Consider the following 16,667-nt stretch of genomic DNA (forward strand, 5'->3'; position numbering starts at 1 on the left):
TAGGCGAGGAGAGCCCATCCCGCGGTGAACGGATCGATCATCACTTTTCCAGATGCTCTAACAGGTCGTAAATGTCCCGGTGACAGGCCCCTTGCCTTCTAAATATAAGTTCTTGAATTCATTGCTCAGACCGACGGATCCGACGGTAATCGTTGTCTTCCCCGTGAGTTTCTTCACCCAACCGGGCAGATCGAGCGACGAGCCCTCGAAGACAGGCTCTCAGAAGCGTCGTGTTGATCAATAGAAAGAGATCCCACGCCTGCATTAATAAAAGTGGTTGTAGCTTTTTCTGACCAACTTAGTGTAGCCAATACATAGTCCTTTTTGTATGGAATTAAGTTGCTTAAAGTAGAAGCTTACGCGTTTTCGTTTATGATTCACGTTATAAACGTAACAAGTTTTAATTCGAATTTCCGAGGGTGATTTTTATTAAAATTTTCATCGAAGTAATAGACCATACAGAAGAAGAGGAGATCCGCATCAGGTGTCACCAAGTAGACGAAGAAATACATGAGCTCGTTAATAAAGTAAAAACCGAAACGCTCATTATACTTGGTTATCATGAGGATAAGATCAGTCGCATCAAAATTAGTGATATTTATTATTTTGAAGCTGTTGACGGAAAAGTGTTTGCGTATTGTAAGAACAACGTTCATGAAGTCAAACAAAAGCTTTATGAACTGGAGGAACTTTGCCAAAAAAATCATTGTTTTCGCGCCTCCAAATCCACCATTCTAAATATAGCTAAGATTTCCAGTATTCATCCTTCGATCAGCGGCCGTTTTCAAGCATTATTGGATAACGGGGAGAAGGTAGTCATATCACGGCAGTATGTGCCAATACTTAAACACATACTTGGTTTATAAAAGGGGGACCAATATGAAGTATTCCGAGCTCATTAAAGAATTGATTAGAGATTTCTTAATTATATTCGCTTCCATCATTATAATCATCACTATTTTGCGGCAAATCTATGCTCCTGATGCAAGTTTCGAATTAAACTCGATTTATACCATTATGGCTTTCTCTTTTCTGGGTGCTTTGACCGGAATTATTTTATACACGCCGCATGCTATTAACGAGAACAAAATGCGCTTCCGGTTGGTTTTTCATTTCTTTTTTCTGGAGGCCCTTTTAATTTCTCTTGCTGTCATATTGAATCTCGTATACACCACTTCCGGTATACTATTATTGGCCTTGCAAATTGCCGTAGTATACGCTATCGTTCGCCTACTGACATATAGAAATGACAAAAAGGAAGCTCAAAAGATTAATGAAAGACTAAAAACATTTAAAAACGAGATATAGAAGGTTTAAACAAACCGCTCCTAAATAAAGTCTTATTCGCAGCTTGAATACACCTTATGGCGTTAATTTTTGCAACTTATTGGCTCTCAGCTACAGCTTATCGTTTATGTGTATACACCTGCTCTGCCATTTCTTATGATGAACTCATAAAAAGTTGGAGGAGGAGCAGAGAAGTCTTATGGAGATTTTAATACTTGTTGTCACGTTGGCTTTTGAGCTGGCAATTGCCGTTTATTCTATTGCAACCAAGCAAAGCCGCAGCAAGATAAAGTGTTGGACGAGAATCGTAATATTTATAGGATTTATGATGTTGATCTTCGGGAAAGTTGTCGTATGGGATTTCACTTGGGGTTTGTTTACAGGCTTACTCTTTATATTAGCGTTCAAGGAAATGGTTACACTTCTGCGTAAACAAACACACTCTTCGCGTTACAAAGCATTCTCTACGATATGGAAATTCCTTTTGTTAGCACTGATCGAAGTCGTTACCCTTGTTCCTGTTTTACTTTTTCCACAGCATAGGCTGCCGCAAGTGACAGGTCCGTATGCCGTGGCGACCGCCACTTACAGCTATGTGGACAAAAATCGTATCGAAGAATTTACGGATCAAGATGACAATCGGTTTGTTAACGTGGAATTTTGGTATCCTGAGCAGGCAGACGGATCATATCCTTTGCTTGTGTTTTCCCATGGAGCATTCGGTATTAAAACAAGCAACACGTCTACCTTTACAGAACTTGCGAGCCACGGTTATGTCGTTGTTTCCATTGACCATCCCTATCATTCTTTTTATACCGTTTCTGAAGATGGAAAGGTCGTGACGGCTAACCCTGAGTACATGCAAGAAGTCAGCAATTCAAATAAAGAAGGGGTTTATTCGCTTGGTGAGTATTTCGAGCTTACTCAGAAATGGATGAAATTGCGAACAGATGATATGGATTTTGTCATAAATACAATTCAGGAACAAGCCGTGCAAAAAAAAGATTCTGTATATGAACGCATTGACACACGGAAAATAGGCGTGTTCGGCCACTCTATGGGGGGGGCCGCAAGCGTAGCACTGAGCAGGGAGCGCGATGATATTGACGCCGTAGTAAATATAGATGCTCCGTTCTTTAGCGAGCTTGTGTATGATAAAGTTACGAACGAATTAACTGCAAAACGCGAAGCTTACACCATTCCGCTTCTTAACGTTTATTCGGATGATGTGTGGATACAGCTAGACAGCATTTCTACGTATATCGCGAATAGAATTTCGAATGAAAATTTTAAAGGTGCATACAACGTTCATTTTAAAGGCGCAAAACATTTAAGTTTAACCGACCTACCTTTATTCTCGCCTATATTGGCATACCTGTTGCAAGGCGGAAAAGCAGATATCGATAAATATTATGCGATTGAAACTCAAAATGAACTTATCCTTCGTTTTTTTGACTATGCTCTAAAGAATCAAGGTCAGTTTGCTCCAAAAGCGACGTATTGAGTATGTTTTCCGCATGCAGGAAGAAGAATCTCTAATTACAACTTGTGTAACCGATCCACAATGTTTTTTGCGTGTGATTAGGGCGTTGGGCCATTTGGTAAAATAATCGCTTTCAAAGTAGATAGGAAAATATAAAGCCCCATGTAAATAGGAGGTATGAGATTGGAAAATGATATTTTAATCGATCAATTCATAAGACAGTTTCCTGAATTCTACGAATGTTATATAGAACATTTTGAGTTTAATCAAGAGTTTTTAGGACATGTGTTTTTTGGTTATGAAGTATCTACCTATGTTGAAAAATTGCTTTGCGAAAATGATGACATAGAACAGATAGAAAAGTTTTTCAACTTCTTTGAGTGGATGGCAACTCAAAATAATCTTTATAGCTACCGACGATTTGATTGGGGACTGCTGAGGATTTTTATTTTTCTTTAGAGTTTTTTCAATTTTTTAATGGCTCGACCACACTCCAAGAAAAAACTTGTGACTACTTTACAGGTCAAACCGACCACTTTACAATTAACAATAACGATAAGTTTTAGGTAGTGGTTTGTGTGTTAGAATATATGAACTAAGTATTGTCCTTACGGAATTGTCAATCGGGGTATAGCGCAGCCTGGTAGCGCGCACCCTTGGGGTGGGTGAGGTCGTGGGTTCAAATCCCGCTAATAATTGGGTGTTCTGAGGACGTTGCTAAGAAATTCGATAATAACGTAAACTCAATAACGATTTGAATAACAGTGAGTGTTTACATCAAACAACCACTGCTTTATGTTGGAATTGAAAGCACTTGTAAAAGAATTGGTCATTGTATATCAATTTAATATAATATAGTGACGATTCTGCATACCGTCAGAGCAGGTAGGCGTAGGTTACAACGCAGCTACTTGCGAATGGGTTGGTATCGTTGACTCTGTAAAAGTAACTCGTTCTGCTCTGTAAAACGCTACTTCCGTAGTAGCTATGTTCTTGATAACAGAATTGGTTATTTCTGACAAACTAACTGGCTTTCTTGAAGATGGATATACATACGAACTATGATGGTAAAATCATTCATAATTTGATATGATAAACGTATAAAATTTCATACAAAAAGTGAGTTGTAACAAACCATATATCGTATATGCCGAGCCGGATCAATTCCATGCGGTACAGGAAGCATTTAAAGCTGCGGGTGTTACCGAGTTCACCGTAGCCGAGCTGACGATGCTTGCGCAAAACCATATTGAACTTCCAGAGGATGCACAAGCTCAGTTCGAGAAGCTGATCGATGCCCTGGAAGACCTTGAAGATGTTCAGCAAGTGTACCATAACGTAGAGTTCGTTTAAGCGAATTGAACGATACATGGTCAATGGCCAAAAAGAGTGTCTAGCCAATCAACGGGATTGGACAGACACTCTTTTTATTGTTCTCCTAGGAGTCGGATTGCAATGCACCAGGAGATTTTTTCGATTTTGCCGATTTTCTACCGCCAAACTTGAATAATACGATGCCGCCGACGATGACGAGAACCCCTAGAAGTTGGTTCCACGAGAATGGAATTTTCTCCAGTCCGAGCCACCCCATGGAATCAAAGAGCAGGGCGAAACTTAGCTGGGATGTGAGTACAATGGAGATGGCAAAGGTGGGGCCGAGCAGCTTCATGCCCTGAACGAGACAGAAGACCACCCCAACCCCAATCGCTCCGCTAAGCCAATACCAGGGCTGCATATGTTGGAAGCTGAACGTATTTTTGCCCTCCACCAGCAGAGAAATCAGAAACGATGCAATAAACCCAGTGAAAAGCACCATCGTTGTCGTGGACCACGAGCCAGTACGTTCATTTACCTTACTATTAAAGATGGTCTGCAGACTGACCAGAGAACCTGCCAGTAACGCAAGCAAAATACCTGTAATGATCATAGATGTAGCTCTCCTTATTCATAGATGTTGTGCCCCGCCACTTCTGCCAGACCTGCCCGATCTTTGACCATAATAAATCCCTGATCCCGCATAATTAATCCCTCCGCACACAGTTTCTGAATCACCCGATTCAAATGCCGATAGCTCGTACCGATCAGATTCGCGATATCCGTCAGATTGAAGGCGTCCAGTTCTTCGTGGACAACTGTTCCTGCTTCTTCGGTAGAAATGGAGAGCAAATAGCTGGCCAATCGAACCTCGACCGGATACATCAGGTTAAAGTTGGAGAAGTTCGAATCAATATAAAACTTGTGGGATATGATTTTGAGCAAAAATTTCAACAGAGGTGCGTACTCGCTGGCATGTTCAGCCAGCCATTGATAATGAATGCGCAGCATCACGACAGGTGAGACGGCCTGTACGGTGTTGACGATGTTGCTTTCCCGCACGTACTCGATATCACCAACCACTTCTAACGGTGTCTTGAAGCAAAGCACAAGTGTTTTATCCTGAGATGAGGTCGTGAAGATTTTGATCTTCCCTTCAACCAGTACGTACAAATATTCGGATAATTCCCCTTCGCGGCAGATCAATTCACACTTCTCGAAGTGGCATAATGTCATATGTGGACGCAGGGGCTCGTGAAATACCGATTCGAGTTGATACTGCTTCAAATAGTGCAATAATTGATGTCCATTTTGGAACTCTTCCATAATGTATTTCACCCCCCGACTTTATTCCAATAGCTACAGCTTCATAATAATGACGCCAGTCACCATTAAAGCGATACCCAGAAATTGCGGCAGTTTCATCTTTTGCTTCACGACGCCAAACCATCCGTTACTGTCGACCAGAAAGGTTAGAAACAGCTGTGCAATTAACAGGGCGGAGATCGTAAACGTTACCCCGATTTGCTGGATTGCCGTAACTTCACTGAAAATGATAACTGCTCCAAATGCACCTCCCGCCAGGTACATGGGTTTCACTTGCTTTAATCCTTGTAGATTGATGTCACGTACAAACACTAGAATCAGAGCTGCCAGAATGAACCCGGTGAGTTGTGTTATGGTTGCCGCTTGCCATGTACCCATGTCCGTGCTGATTCGGGTGTTAGCGACCCCTTGCAGGGTGATACATGCACCGCCTAATAGTGCAAAAATAATTCCTCTCATGGTGGTACTCTCCTTGTCGCATCATTACTTCTTCGATTTCTATTAAATGATAAATTCACTCGAAAAGCCAAGGACAAATGTCCTCAGCTTGGAATTCACCGCATCTAGAGTACTCTGTATACAGGTTGCTCTCCTACAAAGTGAACAGGCAGTTCAGGAAAGTTCTTCGCCATTCTCTCTGCTAACATTTTCATACCGGAAGCCTCACTTTCGGCATGTCCCATCATAATAAGAGCCTTTTGTTTTCCTTGTTGCACAGCATCACGGATGTACTCCGGTGTTTCCCATTCAAATCCTTCACCTGCGATAATGAGATCCAGTCCTTCGTCTTGCAGCAGGGGAATGGTCAGATTACCGTTTCCTCGAAAACCGACCAGAATTGCTGCACGTGTGCAGATCATTGTTGGACTGCCGACCACCCGCACATATTCTATTCCAAGTTTATTTTTAATATGGTGGGCAACATCTTCGACTGTTGTTCCTTCCGGAAGGGATAGAATGTCGGTTTCCGGCCTTCTTTGCTCTACATAAGAGGACCACCCTAATGCCTGAACCAATCCTTCCGTAATGCCATCCGGTTGATAGCGGTGAATGGCATCATGACAGCGATAGATGGCGATGCCCGCTTCGTTGATCAGACTATTTTTCGTGTTATAGACAGGGTCTTCGGCAAGCCAATCGGTATGGCTATGATGGTTATAGAAGGGAGGCTCATGAGCGATAATTAGATTAACTCCACGCTGTATCGCATGCTCAATTACATGTTGTGTAGGCATAAAAGTTACAAAGACGCCTGTGACCTTCTGACTAGGAGAGCCCGTAATCAATTGATCCACCGTGTTTTCAGGAAACTCAACTTCGGTAGTAAGGTGGTCTATAATGTGTTGAATGGTTATATTCATATGCAACATTCCTCCAATAACAGGATATGCCCAGTGTATCATGTTGATGGAAGAACAGCATTATGGATATGCCATTTCCGATTATCAGATTCATATCGTTTTCTCGTACAAGAAAAAGTATACTTATATAGAATCTTTATACACATTAAATGGAGCAGCCGCGACAACCCTAGACTTAGAAAGGTGATGATTATATGACAGCCAGTACCATTATGGAACGTCTGAAGAGTGAGACGGCTCATTATCACAGACAAGTGGAACAGAACAATTTTGCCAAGGCTATTATGAATCAAACCATTAGCCTGGGAGCGTATAAGAAATATCTGGAGAAATTTTACGGGTTCCTGAAACCATTGGAAGATCAGGCGGTACAGCTACCATTCTGGGAGAGCACGGGACTGGATATCGGGATTAGAGGTAAAGCGATTTTGCTTGAAAATGACCTGCGGAATCTTGGCGCCAGTGAAGAGGAAATCAGTCAGGTTCCTTTATGTAAAGACCTTCCGGATATCTCGACACCTGCCAGATTATTCGGTTATTTATATGTCATTGAAGGATCTACCAACGGAGGTCAGATCATGACCAAACGATTGTCACAGTTCCTGCCGATTGAAGCGGATCGGGGCTTGGAATATTTTAATGCCTATGGCACGGAAACCAGAACTAGATGGGCCGAGTTCACGGAGATGCTCCGCCAATCCATTTCCGGGGAAGAAGATCATGACATTATGGTGCATACGGCTTCGGAAACATTCCGGTTGCTTGATCAATGGATTCATACAGATACATTATAAAATGAATTTACAAAACGAAATTCTGAATGCCTTATTGAAGTGATATAGGATATAGTAATACCGTATAGAGGAGTGTGGGTTAAACTGGATATCAGTTTGAACCGCATCTCTTTTTTGTTGTTAAAGGGAAAGTCCTATTTTCGCCACCGCAGACACAAAACAAGTGCTATAATGAGGCATATGGATACACCTGTTCGTATTCTTTTGTGAAGGATGGTGAAATAGAGTTCGATGAAAGAGGATTCAAGACAACTGGAATTTATGGAGATAGATTTAAGTGAGGAGCCAGAGACAGCTGCTGTTCCTGTTCCTGATCGTTCAACGATTGTCCGTGTTGATCTCAATCCAACATTGTCTGGTGGCATGTTGTCTTCGGAGAAACGATTTGTGGAGGAGGCGAGGCAGCTCGCTGAGGTGGAGGGGGAGGAAGCTCCATGGGTTCCTTTCATGAGTTATTGGCCGACCTATGGTGTTATGAATGCACCCCAACGCAAGTGGTATATGTATTGGAGGACCGAAGTACGGCAAGGGCGATTCCCGGATACGGATCTCTCCTATCTGTTTGTTCACATTTATGAGCTGATTAACGGAATTGGTTGGCAGGAGCCCCAGTCTGGTTATGATCAATTAAAAGAACTGTGGATCAACTACCGTGAACGCCTTCCGCAACTGGATGTGTATATGCAGGAGTGGATCATTGATTATGGACTGGTACACAAGCTGAATATGTCCATTTCCGAGATGGTGGACCTCACAAGTGGATATCTGCCCATGGAGGTTCTGGATATGGAGTTGCAACGGCTGCTGAACAATCATATATCGGACGTTTCGCTGAAACTGTTACAACGATACTACGATTACGACATAACACTCAGCAAATTTTACAGGGATGGCGGCAAAGAAGTACTGGAACAGTACATTCCCCGGGTAATGTCTTTGGTCGATTCTTATCTTCTGCGCACACGTAAGGCGGGGATATCAGAGCAGTTTGAACTACTGAATAAGGAACGGAGCATGGAACGCATGCTGTTTCGCAAAGCTGTATATGACGACTCCATATATGGTAAATCGGTTCAGCTTACATACGTGCCGATTGGAGAGCAGGCCGATTTTGTCCAGTTCGTAACCCGAGTTTTTCGATGCACGGAAAATAAATGCCGTGAACTGCTCGGTTTCAGAGGGCGACTTCGCGGAAAGACCCTTGAACCTGAGCTTGCAAATGTGATTGAACGTTACTTGGACAAAGCCTTTACAGCCGAACACGTGCCAGCGGTAGAGCAACCGTTGATCCAAATTGATACAGAGAAACTTGCATCGTTGCAGCAGGAAAGCGAGTATGTACGGAGAGCACTCATGATTGAGGAAGAGCAGGTTTGGGAAGATGGGAATAGCGGAGCGACGTTGTTAATCCCGAATTCAGTTCACGAAACGGATGATGTAAAAGAAATACAACAAGATACGAAGGCGTGCAACCAGCAGGAGCCGTGCGTTGAAGTCCACATTAGCACTTCCGAAGGACAAACGGGCACGGAGCCATTGACTCTGCAATGGGAGGCAGCCTCTTCTGCTGATCTGGATGAAGAATGGGCACATTTCTCAGGGATGCTCTCTCCTCAGCATGTACAGGCCATCCATGCCCTGCTTGGCGATAATCCGGATACGGAGCTGATGCGAGTTGCTGAGCGTTATGGCACGATGCCCGCACTTCTGCTGGATGAAATAAATGATGTGGCTATGGAAACGATTGGTGATCTGCTGGTAGAAGGGGATCGCCTGGTTTCGGAATATATGAATGTGTTTGAACAAGTAAAGAGGTGATAGGACAGTGACAGAATTCAAAATACCGAAGCGGCTGACTACTGCGCTGGTAAATTCGTTGACAGCGGGTGTTGTACCACGAATCGGACTGGAGCAGATCGCTGTTGGCCGGAAGGCTGAAGTCGACGCAATCTTGCGGGACATGGATAACATCGCAGAAGGGGGAGCGGCCTTTAAGCTGATTACAGGAAGATATGGCAGCGGCAAAAGCTTTCTTTTACAGATGATTCGCAACTATGCGATGGATCGGGAATTCGTTGTGGCGGATGCCGATTTGTCACCGGAGCGCAGACTCGTGGGAACCAAGGGTCAGGGGCTAGCAACATACCGTGAGCTGATGATTCGTCTGTCTACTCGTACACGTCCGGATGGCGGCGCGCTGGAACCGATTTTGCAGAAATGGATCGCCAGTCTTCAGCAACAAGCGATGCAGAGCCGAGGCTTGCGCCCGGATGATCCTGCACTTCCTGCTGAAGTGGAGAAGCAGATCTATGCCGTAACGAATGAAATGCAGAATCTGGTTCATGGTTTCGATTTTGCCAAGGTGCTGGCTTCGTACTGGAACGGGTATAAATTGGCGGATGATGACCGCAAACAGGCAGCGCTGCGATGGTTGAGAGGTGAATTCGCCACCAAGACGGAAGCGAAGAAAGAGCTGGCTGTCGGCGTCATTATTGACGATGATAACTGGTATGACTACTTCAAATTATGGTCCGAATTTACGGCACGGATTGGTTATAAAGGACTGCTGCTGTTCATCGATGAAGCAGTGAATCTATATAAAATTACAAACAGCATTTCTCGGCAAAGCAACTACGAGAAGCTGCTCACCATGTTCAATGATACGATGCAGGGAAAAGCAGAACACCTCGGCATTTTTGTAGGTGGCACACCGCAATTTGTGGAAGATGAGAGACGAGGGTTGTTCAGTTACGAAGCACTTCGTTCGAGACTCATTGATGGCCGCTATGCAGCAAGAGCATATGCGAATTATACCGGACCGATCCTGAAACTGTCGATGTTGTCCCATGAAGAGATTCTGATTCTCTTGCAGAAGCTGCGCCAGATTCATGCCATGCATTTTGGATACAGTGCAAGTCTGACAGATGAAGATTTAGTTGATTTTATGCAAACCGCGGTAAACCGACTCGGTGCGGATGAGTTACTGACCACACGGGAAGTGGTAAGGGATTTCATGGATGTGCTCCATACGCTCCACCAGAATCCCGAAGTGACCTATGCCCAATTGCTTGGTGAGCGGGCATTCAAACCGCAGGAAACAGGAAAAGCAGCTGATTCTTCATCCTCTTCCGATGATCTGGATGATTTTCTGGCGGAGTTCGATTTATGAGTGAGAATCCTTTCTACCGGCTTGCACCTTTTGTCCAGGAATTTATTTATAAAAAAAGGTGGGAGTCTCTCCGGCCCGCCCAGATTGAGGCCTGTAATATTTGCTTTCATACTCCGCATCATATGCTGATTGCAGCAGGAACTGCTTCCGGCAAAACGGAGGCGGCTTTTTTTCCTGCACTGACCGAGCTGTACGAACGACCCTCCAAATCTGTAGGCATTCTGTACATTGGGCCGCTTAAGGCATTGATTAATGACCAATTCGAGCGACTAAAGGACTTGTTGTCAGAGGGGAACATTCCAGTATGGCACTGGCATGGGGATGTGCCCCAGGCAGAGAAAACCCGTCTCATGCGACATCCATCCGGTGTGCTTCAGATTACGCCTGAATCGCTGGAAGGTCTGTTAATGAATCGCCCCAATGCAATTCCGGCTCTGTTTCATGATCTGCGATATGTCATTATTGACGAGGTTCATGCATTCATGGGGGCAGATCGTGGCATTCAGGTGTTGAGTGAGCTCGCGCGAATGGAGCGTATGGCTGGATGTAAACCGCGAAGAGTGGGGTTATCTGCGACACTGAGTGATTATGATACAGCTACAGCCTGGCTCGCTGCCGGAACTCACCAGGGGGTGGATGTGGTTTCTTCCCCTGGTGGTCGCAAGCTGCGTCTGCGGGTGGAGCATTTTTCGTTTCCGGATGCACGGGATGAAGAACAGGCTGAACATCTGCATAACGCACGTAAAGTGTATTACGACTTCATTTATGAGAGTACCCATCGCAAGAAAGCTTTGATTTTTACCAACAGCCGGACGGATGCCGAAGTCACCATCCTGGAGATGCGCCGTGTCGCTGCACGCAGACAGGAGCGAGATGTCTTCCATGTGCATCATGGCAGTATCTCCGCCATGCTGCGAGAAGAGACGGAAGCCGCTTTGCGGACGGGATCAGGTCCAGCCGTAGCTGCGGCTACCGTAACGTTGGAACTCGGTATCGACCTGGGTGAACTGGAGCGGGTTGTGCAGCTTGGAGCCCCTTATAGTGCATCGAGCTTTGTGCAGCGTTTTGGACGATCAGGCAGGCGCGAGGATATGGCTTCCGAGATGCTATTTGTATGTCCGGAGGAAGAGGATGAAGAGGCTCAGCTCCCTGCACGTATGCCCTGGACACTACTGCGTGCCATTGCTGTTATTGAATTGTATGTAAAGACCAAGTGGGTTGAGCCGCTGGAAGCCCGCCAAATGCCAATGGGTGTACTCTATCATCAAACCATGAGCATGCTGAAAAGCATGGGGGAAGCTGAACCGAAGGAACTGGCGGAAGCCATTCTATCGCTGGCACCCTTTGCGCAGATTCGACCAGATCAATATGAGGTCTTCCTGAACTATCTGATTGAGACGGATCATCTGCAATGGACCGAAGATCGGGCATTAATTATTGGGCTTACGGGTGAGAAAACCGTTAATAACTATCGCTTTTACGCGGTGTTCAAAGATGATGAAGAGCATAAAGTGCTGAACGGTTCCGAAGAGATTGGATCGATTACAACCGTGCCGCCACCTGGCTACTGTTTCTCCCTTGCCGGAAAACTGTGGAAAGTGGAAGAGGTGGACCATAAGCACAAATCGGTGTACGTAAAGTCTGCCAAAGGCAAAGTCGACACGTTATGGCTTGGTGCTGGTGGTGATATCCACACAGCTGTTGTACAGAAAATGCGTGAAGTACTGTCAGACACGGTGATATATCCCTATCTGTCTCCGCAAGCGGTGAATCGTCTGGAGCGGGCTCGACGTCTTGCACGGGAGAGCGGCCTGCTGAAGCAGGTCGTCATCCCTGCGGGTGGAGATTCCTTATATGTGCTGCCCTGGGTGGGAAGCAAGTCTTTCCGAACACTGGAGCGACTAATGAAGCATAATTTGTCTGACAAGCTGGCCTTGCGTTCTGTGGTGCCCATGGAGCCCTATTATTTTGTGGTGTCTGGCAAAGCTGATGGCCGCACACTTTTGGCCGAAATCATGAGTGAGTGTCGGACAATGGAAGACGCATCTGCGTTACTTGCTGAAGATGAAGCGCCGTATCTTGGCAAATATGATGAATTCATAGCCCCGCCCCTGATTCGTGAAGCTTTTGCAGTGGATGGATTGGATCTACATGGTCTTAGAGAAGGATTACAGCAAACGTTGGCCTGGGAGTCTACAGCGACGAAATAACGTAATAACGCTTGTCAGATGCCTTGAATTTGAATTAAAAAAATTTAAATGATGAATCAGGGTTGACACCACCTCACCTGCCATGTAATATATGAAAAGTCGTCACACACGAATCACGAACAAATGCATATTTCATTTCGTATAACCTCGCAGGCCGAAAGTGTACACAGGGCGAGGGTCTCTACGGGAAGCCTATACTTCCTAACTACGATGCCAGGGAATCATTGTATTCCTTGCTCGTAGTTAGGATTTTTTGCATTTGGATGGTGTCTGTGACCTTGGCATGGATCAAACATGCGGACGCATTTTTCGATCATCAGGAGGTTTATTTACAATGAAATATTATCTGTCTGTTCTCGCAGGAGCGATGAGCTATGGCATCTTATCCACAATTGTGGTTCTGGCTTACGGCGAAGGGTACAAACTTGGAGAGGTCGTGGGCACACAGCTGATCACGGGCTTCATCCTGTCCTGGATGCTGGCATTATACTCGAAGTTTAGAATGAAACGGAAATCACAGGCAGATGGAAAACCATCAGCAGCCGTGGCAAAAGCATTCCAGAAATTAACGTGGAAGCAGCGTTTGCTGTTGATGGCTGCAGGGACACCAACGGTTATTACCGGTCTTGTCTATTATCAGTCTTTACGATACATTCCCGCGTCACTGGCCATTATTCTTTTGTTCCAATTTACGTGGATTAGCGTATTGATCCAGGCCGTGAGCAAACGTCAGCGTCCTGACAAGGTAACGTTCCTGACTTTGATTATCCTGTTTGGTGGAACATTGCTGGCAGCAGGTTTCCTGGAACAGGGACTCGGAGAGTTTAATGGCTTGGGCATAGCGCTTGGCTTGATGGCGGCTGTAAGTTACTCCCTGTTTGTACTGTTCAGCGGCAAAGCGGTTCCAACAGCACATCCGGCATTTCGCAGTGCATGGATGGTTACAGGAGGTCTGGTCCTGCTATGCATCCTGTTCCCGCCGACGTTCTTGTTTAACGGCTTAATCTGGAGCCAGCTGCTTGTGTTCGGATTACTGCTCGGATTCTTCGGAGCATTTATCCCGCCAGTTCTGTTCGCTGTAGGTGTCCCTCATATTGGAGGCGACATGGCCGGAATTCTTGGTGCAGTTGAGCTTCCGATCGCAGTCCTGCTCTCATCCATTGTGCTTCACGAGCATGTGAGCCCATTGCAATGGATCGGGGTTATTGTGGTGTTAATTGGTGTAGCGCTGCCTGAGATTTATAAGTTACGGATGAGACGAAGTCGAAATACACCTATATATTCCTGAGTGGGGAATAAGATAGAGTTATAAAGATAATAGCTATAGCTAAAAGAGTAAGAGCCTGAATGATCAGGCTCTTTTTTTATGAACACATTTGACTGGATTGCTTCATGTTTCATGCCGTTATGGCCCATACGAGTCATTTTCATTTTTAACCGAATGGGGTATGCTGAAGAAGAGTTGCAATAGAATGGAAACATAGAAAGAGGAGCGTTGAGATGAAAAGCTGGATTAACAAAACCTGGCCTTGGCTAACGCTGGGTCTTACTGTAGTCGTGCTGCTGGGATCTTTTATGGTTTATTTTATGGGCAAGGACATGTCCCCAGGCTCGGGAAGTGCCGTAACGGCCAAAGCCGAGACGGTGGAGGACTTGAAAGGATATGAAGTTATTGATGTTAACGTAAGCAATGACGGTTTTGAACCAGACGTTATTGAGGTCAAATCCGGAGTACCCACCAAGATAAATTTTATTCTTACCCGGCAGGTCACACACGTCAAATCTGTTGGATCAAGTAAACTTGGCATGGACCTGTATATGCAAAAGGGAGATAATTACTACACGATAGACAAAGATTTGCAGCCTGGGGAATATGAAATCCACTGCGGGATGTACATGATTTATGGAACGGTGAAGGTCATATAAAATGAGAGGGGCAGAGACTCGGCAATCGAATCTTTGCTCCTCTTTTCTAGGCATGATATATTGAAAGTGATTTAATCCATCTGGAGGTGGTCAAAAATGAAAGCGCTATTTATTGGAGGAACAGGTACCATCAGTACAGCAATTACCAACCAGCTTGCCAAAGAGGGCTGCGAACTTTATCTGATCAACCGGGGGAATCGAAACGATGATTTGCCTTCAGAAGTGAAGATACTTCAAGCCGATATCAACGATGAGGCGCGGGTTGCAGAGCTGATTGCCGACCTGGAGTTCGATGTTGTCGCAGACTTTATTGCGTTTATACCTTCGCAGTTGGAGAGAGATTACCGTTTGTTCAAGGACAAAACGAAGCAGTTTATATTTATCAGTTCAGCATCTGCCTACCAGACGCCGCTTTCGGACTATCGAATCACGGAAGGTACGCCATTATCCAATCCGTATTGGGAATATTCACGCAACAAAATTGCCTGTGAAGACTATCTGATGAAGCAGTATCGTGAAGAAGGGTTTCCGGTGACCATCGTGCGTCCTAGCCATACCTATAATGAACGTTCTGTACCTCTCGGTGTGCACGGAGCAGAAGGCAGCTGGCAGGTTATCAAGCGCATACGTGAAAATAAACCGGTAATCATTCATGGTGACGGTACATCGCTCTGGACCATAACGCATAACCGCGATTTTGCCAAAGGATTCATTGGCCTTATGGGCAACATTCACGCCATTGGAGAATCGGTACATATTACCTCGGATGAGTCGGTCACCTGGAATCAGATCTATGAGATTATTGCAGGTGTGCTTGGTGTCAAACTTCATGCCGTTCACGTATCTTCCGAGTTCCTGGCGGCGTGCAGTGATCAGGATCTTCGAGGCGGTTTGCTGGGAGACAAGGCGAATACGGTTGTATTTGATAACCGAAAATTAAAAAGGCTTGTTCCGGAATTTGTGGCAACGACAAGAGCCGATCAAGGAATCCGGAGTACCATAGAATATATCTTGGCTCATCCTGAATTGCAGACCGAGGATCCGGAATTCGATACATGGTGTGACAGGGTGGTCGGAGCATTGGACGAGGCGTTGTTAAAAATTAGAGATGAGAAGTGAGGCGAGCATATGTCCCAAACCGGGCATCGACTGGTAAAAGAAATTACCAAAACCGTCACATTGGACTATTTGCTGCACATTCCCGAGATGGAGGGACCAGGTGCTGCGGACCAGAAATGGCCTGTCATTTTGTTTCTTCATGGTGCTGGGGAACGCGGAAATGATGTGGAAATGCTTAAAGCAAACCGGGTCCCGCTTATTGCTGATCAGGACAAGAGCTTTCCGTTTATCGTGATTTCCCCGCAATGTCCTGTGGACGAATTTTGGGGTATGCATCGTGAAGCTGTCATGGCCCTTCTGGAACATGTTTTGGAAAACGAAGCAGCTGACCCCGACAGGGTGTATCTAACAGGTCTGAGTATGGGCGGGTATGGTACTTGGGATCTGCCACTGTTTTACCCCAATACATTTGCAGCATTGGCTCCTGTATGTGGGGGAGCAGACCCTTCCAAAGCGGAAGAACTGCGTAATATACCGATTTGGGCGTTTCACGGGGCGAAGGATGACGTCGTTTATGTTTCTGAATCCGAGAAAATTGTGAATGCGCTTAAGGCATTGAATGCGGATGTGAAGCTGACCATATACCCGGAAGGCGATCATGATGCCTGGACGGAAACGTATGCTAACCCGGAATTATACAAGTGGTTTCTCAGCCATAGTTTATAACGGCTCCCCCTT

The 16,667-nt window shown here is 45.3% G+C and carries 16 protein-coding genes and 2 pseudogenes; 14 read left to right on the plus strand and 4 right to left on the minus strand.

The genetic code is table 11. From position 1 onward, the window contains the following. Positions 1-419 precede the first annotated feature (419 nt). The 6 genes and pseudogenes from ACFTRD_RS09595 to ACFTRD_RS09620 form a co-directional block, all read left to right on the plus strand. Positions 420-866, plus strand: a complete 447-nt coding sequence (locus ACFTRD_RS09595; protein ID WP_379379183.1) for a LytTR family DNA-binding domain-containing protein — start codon at positions 420-422, stop codon at positions 864-866. Positions 867-879: 13 nt separating this feature from the next. Continuing rightward, positions 880-1,308 (plus strand): DUF3021 family protein, encoded by a 429-nt coding sequence (locus ACFTRD_RS09600; RefSeq protein ID WP_379379185.1) that lies wholly within the window; start codon positions 880-882, stop codon positions 1,306-1,308. A gap of 178 nt (positions 1,309-1,486) precedes the next feature. After that, positions 1,487-2,791, plus strand: a complete 1,305-nt coding sequence (locus ACFTRD_RS09605; protein WP_379379187.1) for an alpha/beta hydrolase family protein — start codon at positions 1,487-1,489, stop codon at positions 2,789-2,791. A gap of 162 nt (positions 2,792-2,953) precedes the next feature. After that, a complete protein-coding gene (locus ACFTRD_RS09610) occupies positions 2,954-3,229 on the plus strand; it encodes a DUF7674 family protein (protein ID WP_379379189.1) in 276 nt (91 codons plus the stop codon). Between the two features lie 420 nt (positions 3,230-3,649). Continuing rightward, a pseudogene (locus ACFTRD_RS09615) lies at positions 3,650-3,733 on the plus strand (TCP-1/cpn60 chaperonin family protein); the annotation flags it as partial. A 177-nt stretch (positions 3,734-3,910) separates the two neighbouring features. Next, positions 3,911-4,123 (plus strand): annotated as a pseudogene (locus tag ACFTRD_RS09620) (YebC/PmpR family DNA-binding transcriptional regulator); the annotation flags it as partial. A gap of 85 nt (positions 4,124-4,208) precedes the next feature. Here the strand turns inward: ACFTRD_RS09620 and ACFTRD_RS09625 are convergent. The 4 genes from ACFTRD_RS09625 to ACFTRD_RS09640 all read right to left on the minus strand — a co-directional run bounded on the left by ACFTRD_RS09625 (position 4,209) and on the right by ACFTRD_RS09640 (position 6,771). Continuing rightward, on the minus strand, positions 4,209-4,694 hold the full coding sequence (locus tag ACFTRD_RS09625) for a DMT family transporter (protein WP_379381261.1): 486 nt from the start codon (positions 4,692-4,694) through the stop codon (positions 4,209-4,211). 17 nt (positions 4,695-4,711) lie between these two features. Further along, positions 4,712-5,410, minus strand: a complete 699-nt coding sequence (locus ACFTRD_RS09630) for a Crp/Fnr family transcriptional regulator (protein WP_379379191.1) — start codon at positions 5,408-5,410, stop codon at positions 4,712-4,714. Between the two features lie 33 nt (positions 5,411-5,443). Next, a complete protein-coding gene (locus ACFTRD_RS09635) occupies positions 5,444-5,869 on the minus strand; it encodes a DMT family transporter (protein WP_024633836.1) in 426 nt (141 codons plus the stop codon). 104 nt (positions 5,870-5,973) lie between these two features. Then, complete coding sequence (locus ACFTRD_RS09640) at positions 5,974-6,771, minus strand: Nif3-like dinuclear metal center hexameric protein (protein ID WP_379379194.1); 798 nt, start codon at positions 6,769-6,771, stop codon at positions 5,974-5,976. Positions 6,772-6,965: 194 nt separating this feature from the next. Here ACFTRD_RS09640 and ACFTRD_RS09645 point away from each other — a divergent pair, with 194 nt between their 5' ends. From ACFTRD_RS09645 to ACFTRD_RS09680, 8 genes are all read left to right on the plus strand, one after another. Continuing rightward, on the plus strand, positions 6,966-7,565 hold the full coding sequence (locus ACFTRD_RS09645) for a biliverdin-producing heme oxygenase (protein ID WP_379379196.1): 600 nt from the start codon (positions 6,966-6,968) through the stop codon (positions 7,563-7,565). Between the two features lie 231 nt (positions 7,566-7,796). Further along, entirely contained in the window at positions 7,797-9,383 is a 1,587-nt protein-coding gene (locus ACFTRD_RS09650; protein ID WP_379379198.1) for a TerB N-terminal domain-containing protein, read from the plus strand. A 7-nt stretch (positions 9,384-9,390) separates the two neighbouring features. Next, positions 9,391-10,734 (plus strand): ATP-binding protein, encoded by a 1,344-nt coding sequence (locus tag ACFTRD_RS09655; protein WP_379379200.1) that lies wholly within the window; start codon positions 9,391-9,393, stop codon positions 10,732-10,734. After that, entirely contained in the window at positions 10,731-12,944 is a 2,214-nt protein-coding gene (locus ACFTRD_RS09660; protein ID WP_379379202.1) for a DEAD/DEAH box helicase, read from the plus strand. The genes ACFTRD_RS09655 and ACFTRD_RS09660 overlap by 4 nt, the downstream gene beginning before the upstream one ends. Positions 12,945-13,278: 334 nt before the next feature. After that, the gene (locus ACFTRD_RS09665; RefSeq protein WP_379379204.1) at positions 13,279-14,232 is read left to right on the plus strand and encodes an EamA family transporter; all 954 of its coding nucleotides are present in this window, start codon (positions 13,279-13,281) and stop codon (positions 14,230-14,232) included. Between the two features lie 212 nt (positions 14,233-14,444). After that, positions 14,445-14,870: a cupredoxin domain-containing protein gene (locus tag ACFTRD_RS09670; RefSeq protein ID WP_379379206.1), complete on the plus strand. Its 426-nt coding sequence runs from the start codon at positions 14,445-14,447 to the stop codon at positions 14,868-14,870. A gap of 96 nt (positions 14,871-14,966) precedes the next feature. After that, positions 14,967-15,989, plus strand: coding sequence for an SDR family oxidoreductase (locus ACFTRD_RS09675; protein WP_379379208.1), 1,023 nt, complete (start codon positions 14,967-14,969; stop codon positions 15,987-15,989). A gap of 9 nt (positions 15,990-15,998) precedes the next feature. Further along, positions 15,999-16,655, plus strand: coding sequence for a carboxylesterase family protein (locus ACFTRD_RS09680; RefSeq protein WP_379379210.1), 657 nt, complete (start codon positions 15,999-16,001; stop codon positions 16,653-16,655). Positions 16,656-16,667: the final 12 nt, after the last annotated feature.

Origin of the sequence: Paenibacillus sp. NPDC056933, from assembly GCF_042674385.1 — a bacterium.
Classification (GTDB): domain Bacteria; phylum Bacillota; class Bacilli; order Paenibacillales; family Paenibacillaceae; genus Paenibacillus.

What these genes read in the sequence shown, in the direction of transcription:
- ACFTRD_RS09600 (WP_379379185.1), top strand. Translation starts at nt 880, where the DNA reads ATGAAGTATTCCGAGCTCATTAAAGAATTGATTAGAGATTTCTTAATT.
- ACFTRD_RS09605 (WP_379379187.1), top strand. Translation starts at nt 1,487, where the DNA reads ATGGAGATTTTAATACTTGTTGTCACGTTGGCTTTTGAGCTGGCAATT.
- ACFTRD_RS09630 (WP_379379191.1), bottom strand. Translation starts at nt 5,410, where the DNA reads ATGGAAGAGTTCCAAAATGGACATCAATTATTGCACTATTTGAAGCAG.
- ACFTRD_RS09635 (WP_024633836.1), bottom strand. Translation starts at nt 5,869, where the DNA reads ATGAGAGGAATTATTTTTGCACTATTAGGCGGTGCATGTATCACCCTG.
- ACFTRD_RS09640 (WP_379379194.1), bottom strand. Translation starts at nt 6,771, where the DNA reads ATGAATATAACCATTCAACACATTATAGACCACCTTACTACCGAAGTT.
- ACFTRD_RS09645 (WP_379379196.1), top strand. Translation starts at nt 6,966, where the DNA reads ATGACAGCCAGTACCATTATGGAACGTCTGAAGAGTGAGACGGCTCAT.
- ACFTRD_RS09650 (WP_379379198.1), top strand. Translation starts at nt 7,797, where the DNA reads ATGAAAGAGGATTCAAGACAACTGGAATTTATGGAGATAGATTTAAGT.
- ACFTRD_RS09660 (WP_379379202.1), top strand. Translation starts at nt 10,731, where the DNA reads ATGAGTGAGAATCCTTTCTACCGGCTTGCACCTTTTGTCCAGGAATTT.
- ACFTRD_RS09665 (WP_379379204.1), top strand. Translation starts at nt 13,279, where the DNA reads ATGAAATATTATCTGTCTGTTCTCGCAGGAGCGATGAGCTATGGCATC.
- ACFTRD_RS09670 (WP_379379206.1), top strand. Translation starts at nt 14,445, where the DNA reads ATGAAAAGCTGGATTAACAAAACCTGGCCTTGGCTAACGCTGGGTCTT.
- ACFTRD_RS09675 (WP_379379208.1), top strand. Translation starts at nt 14,967, where the DNA reads ATGAAAGCGCTATTTATTGGAGGAACAGGTACCATCAGTACAGCAATT.
- ACFTRD_RS09680 (WP_379379210.1), top strand. Translation starts at nt 15,999, where the DNA reads ATGTCCCAAACCGGGCATCGACTGGTAAAAGAAATTACCAAAACCGTC.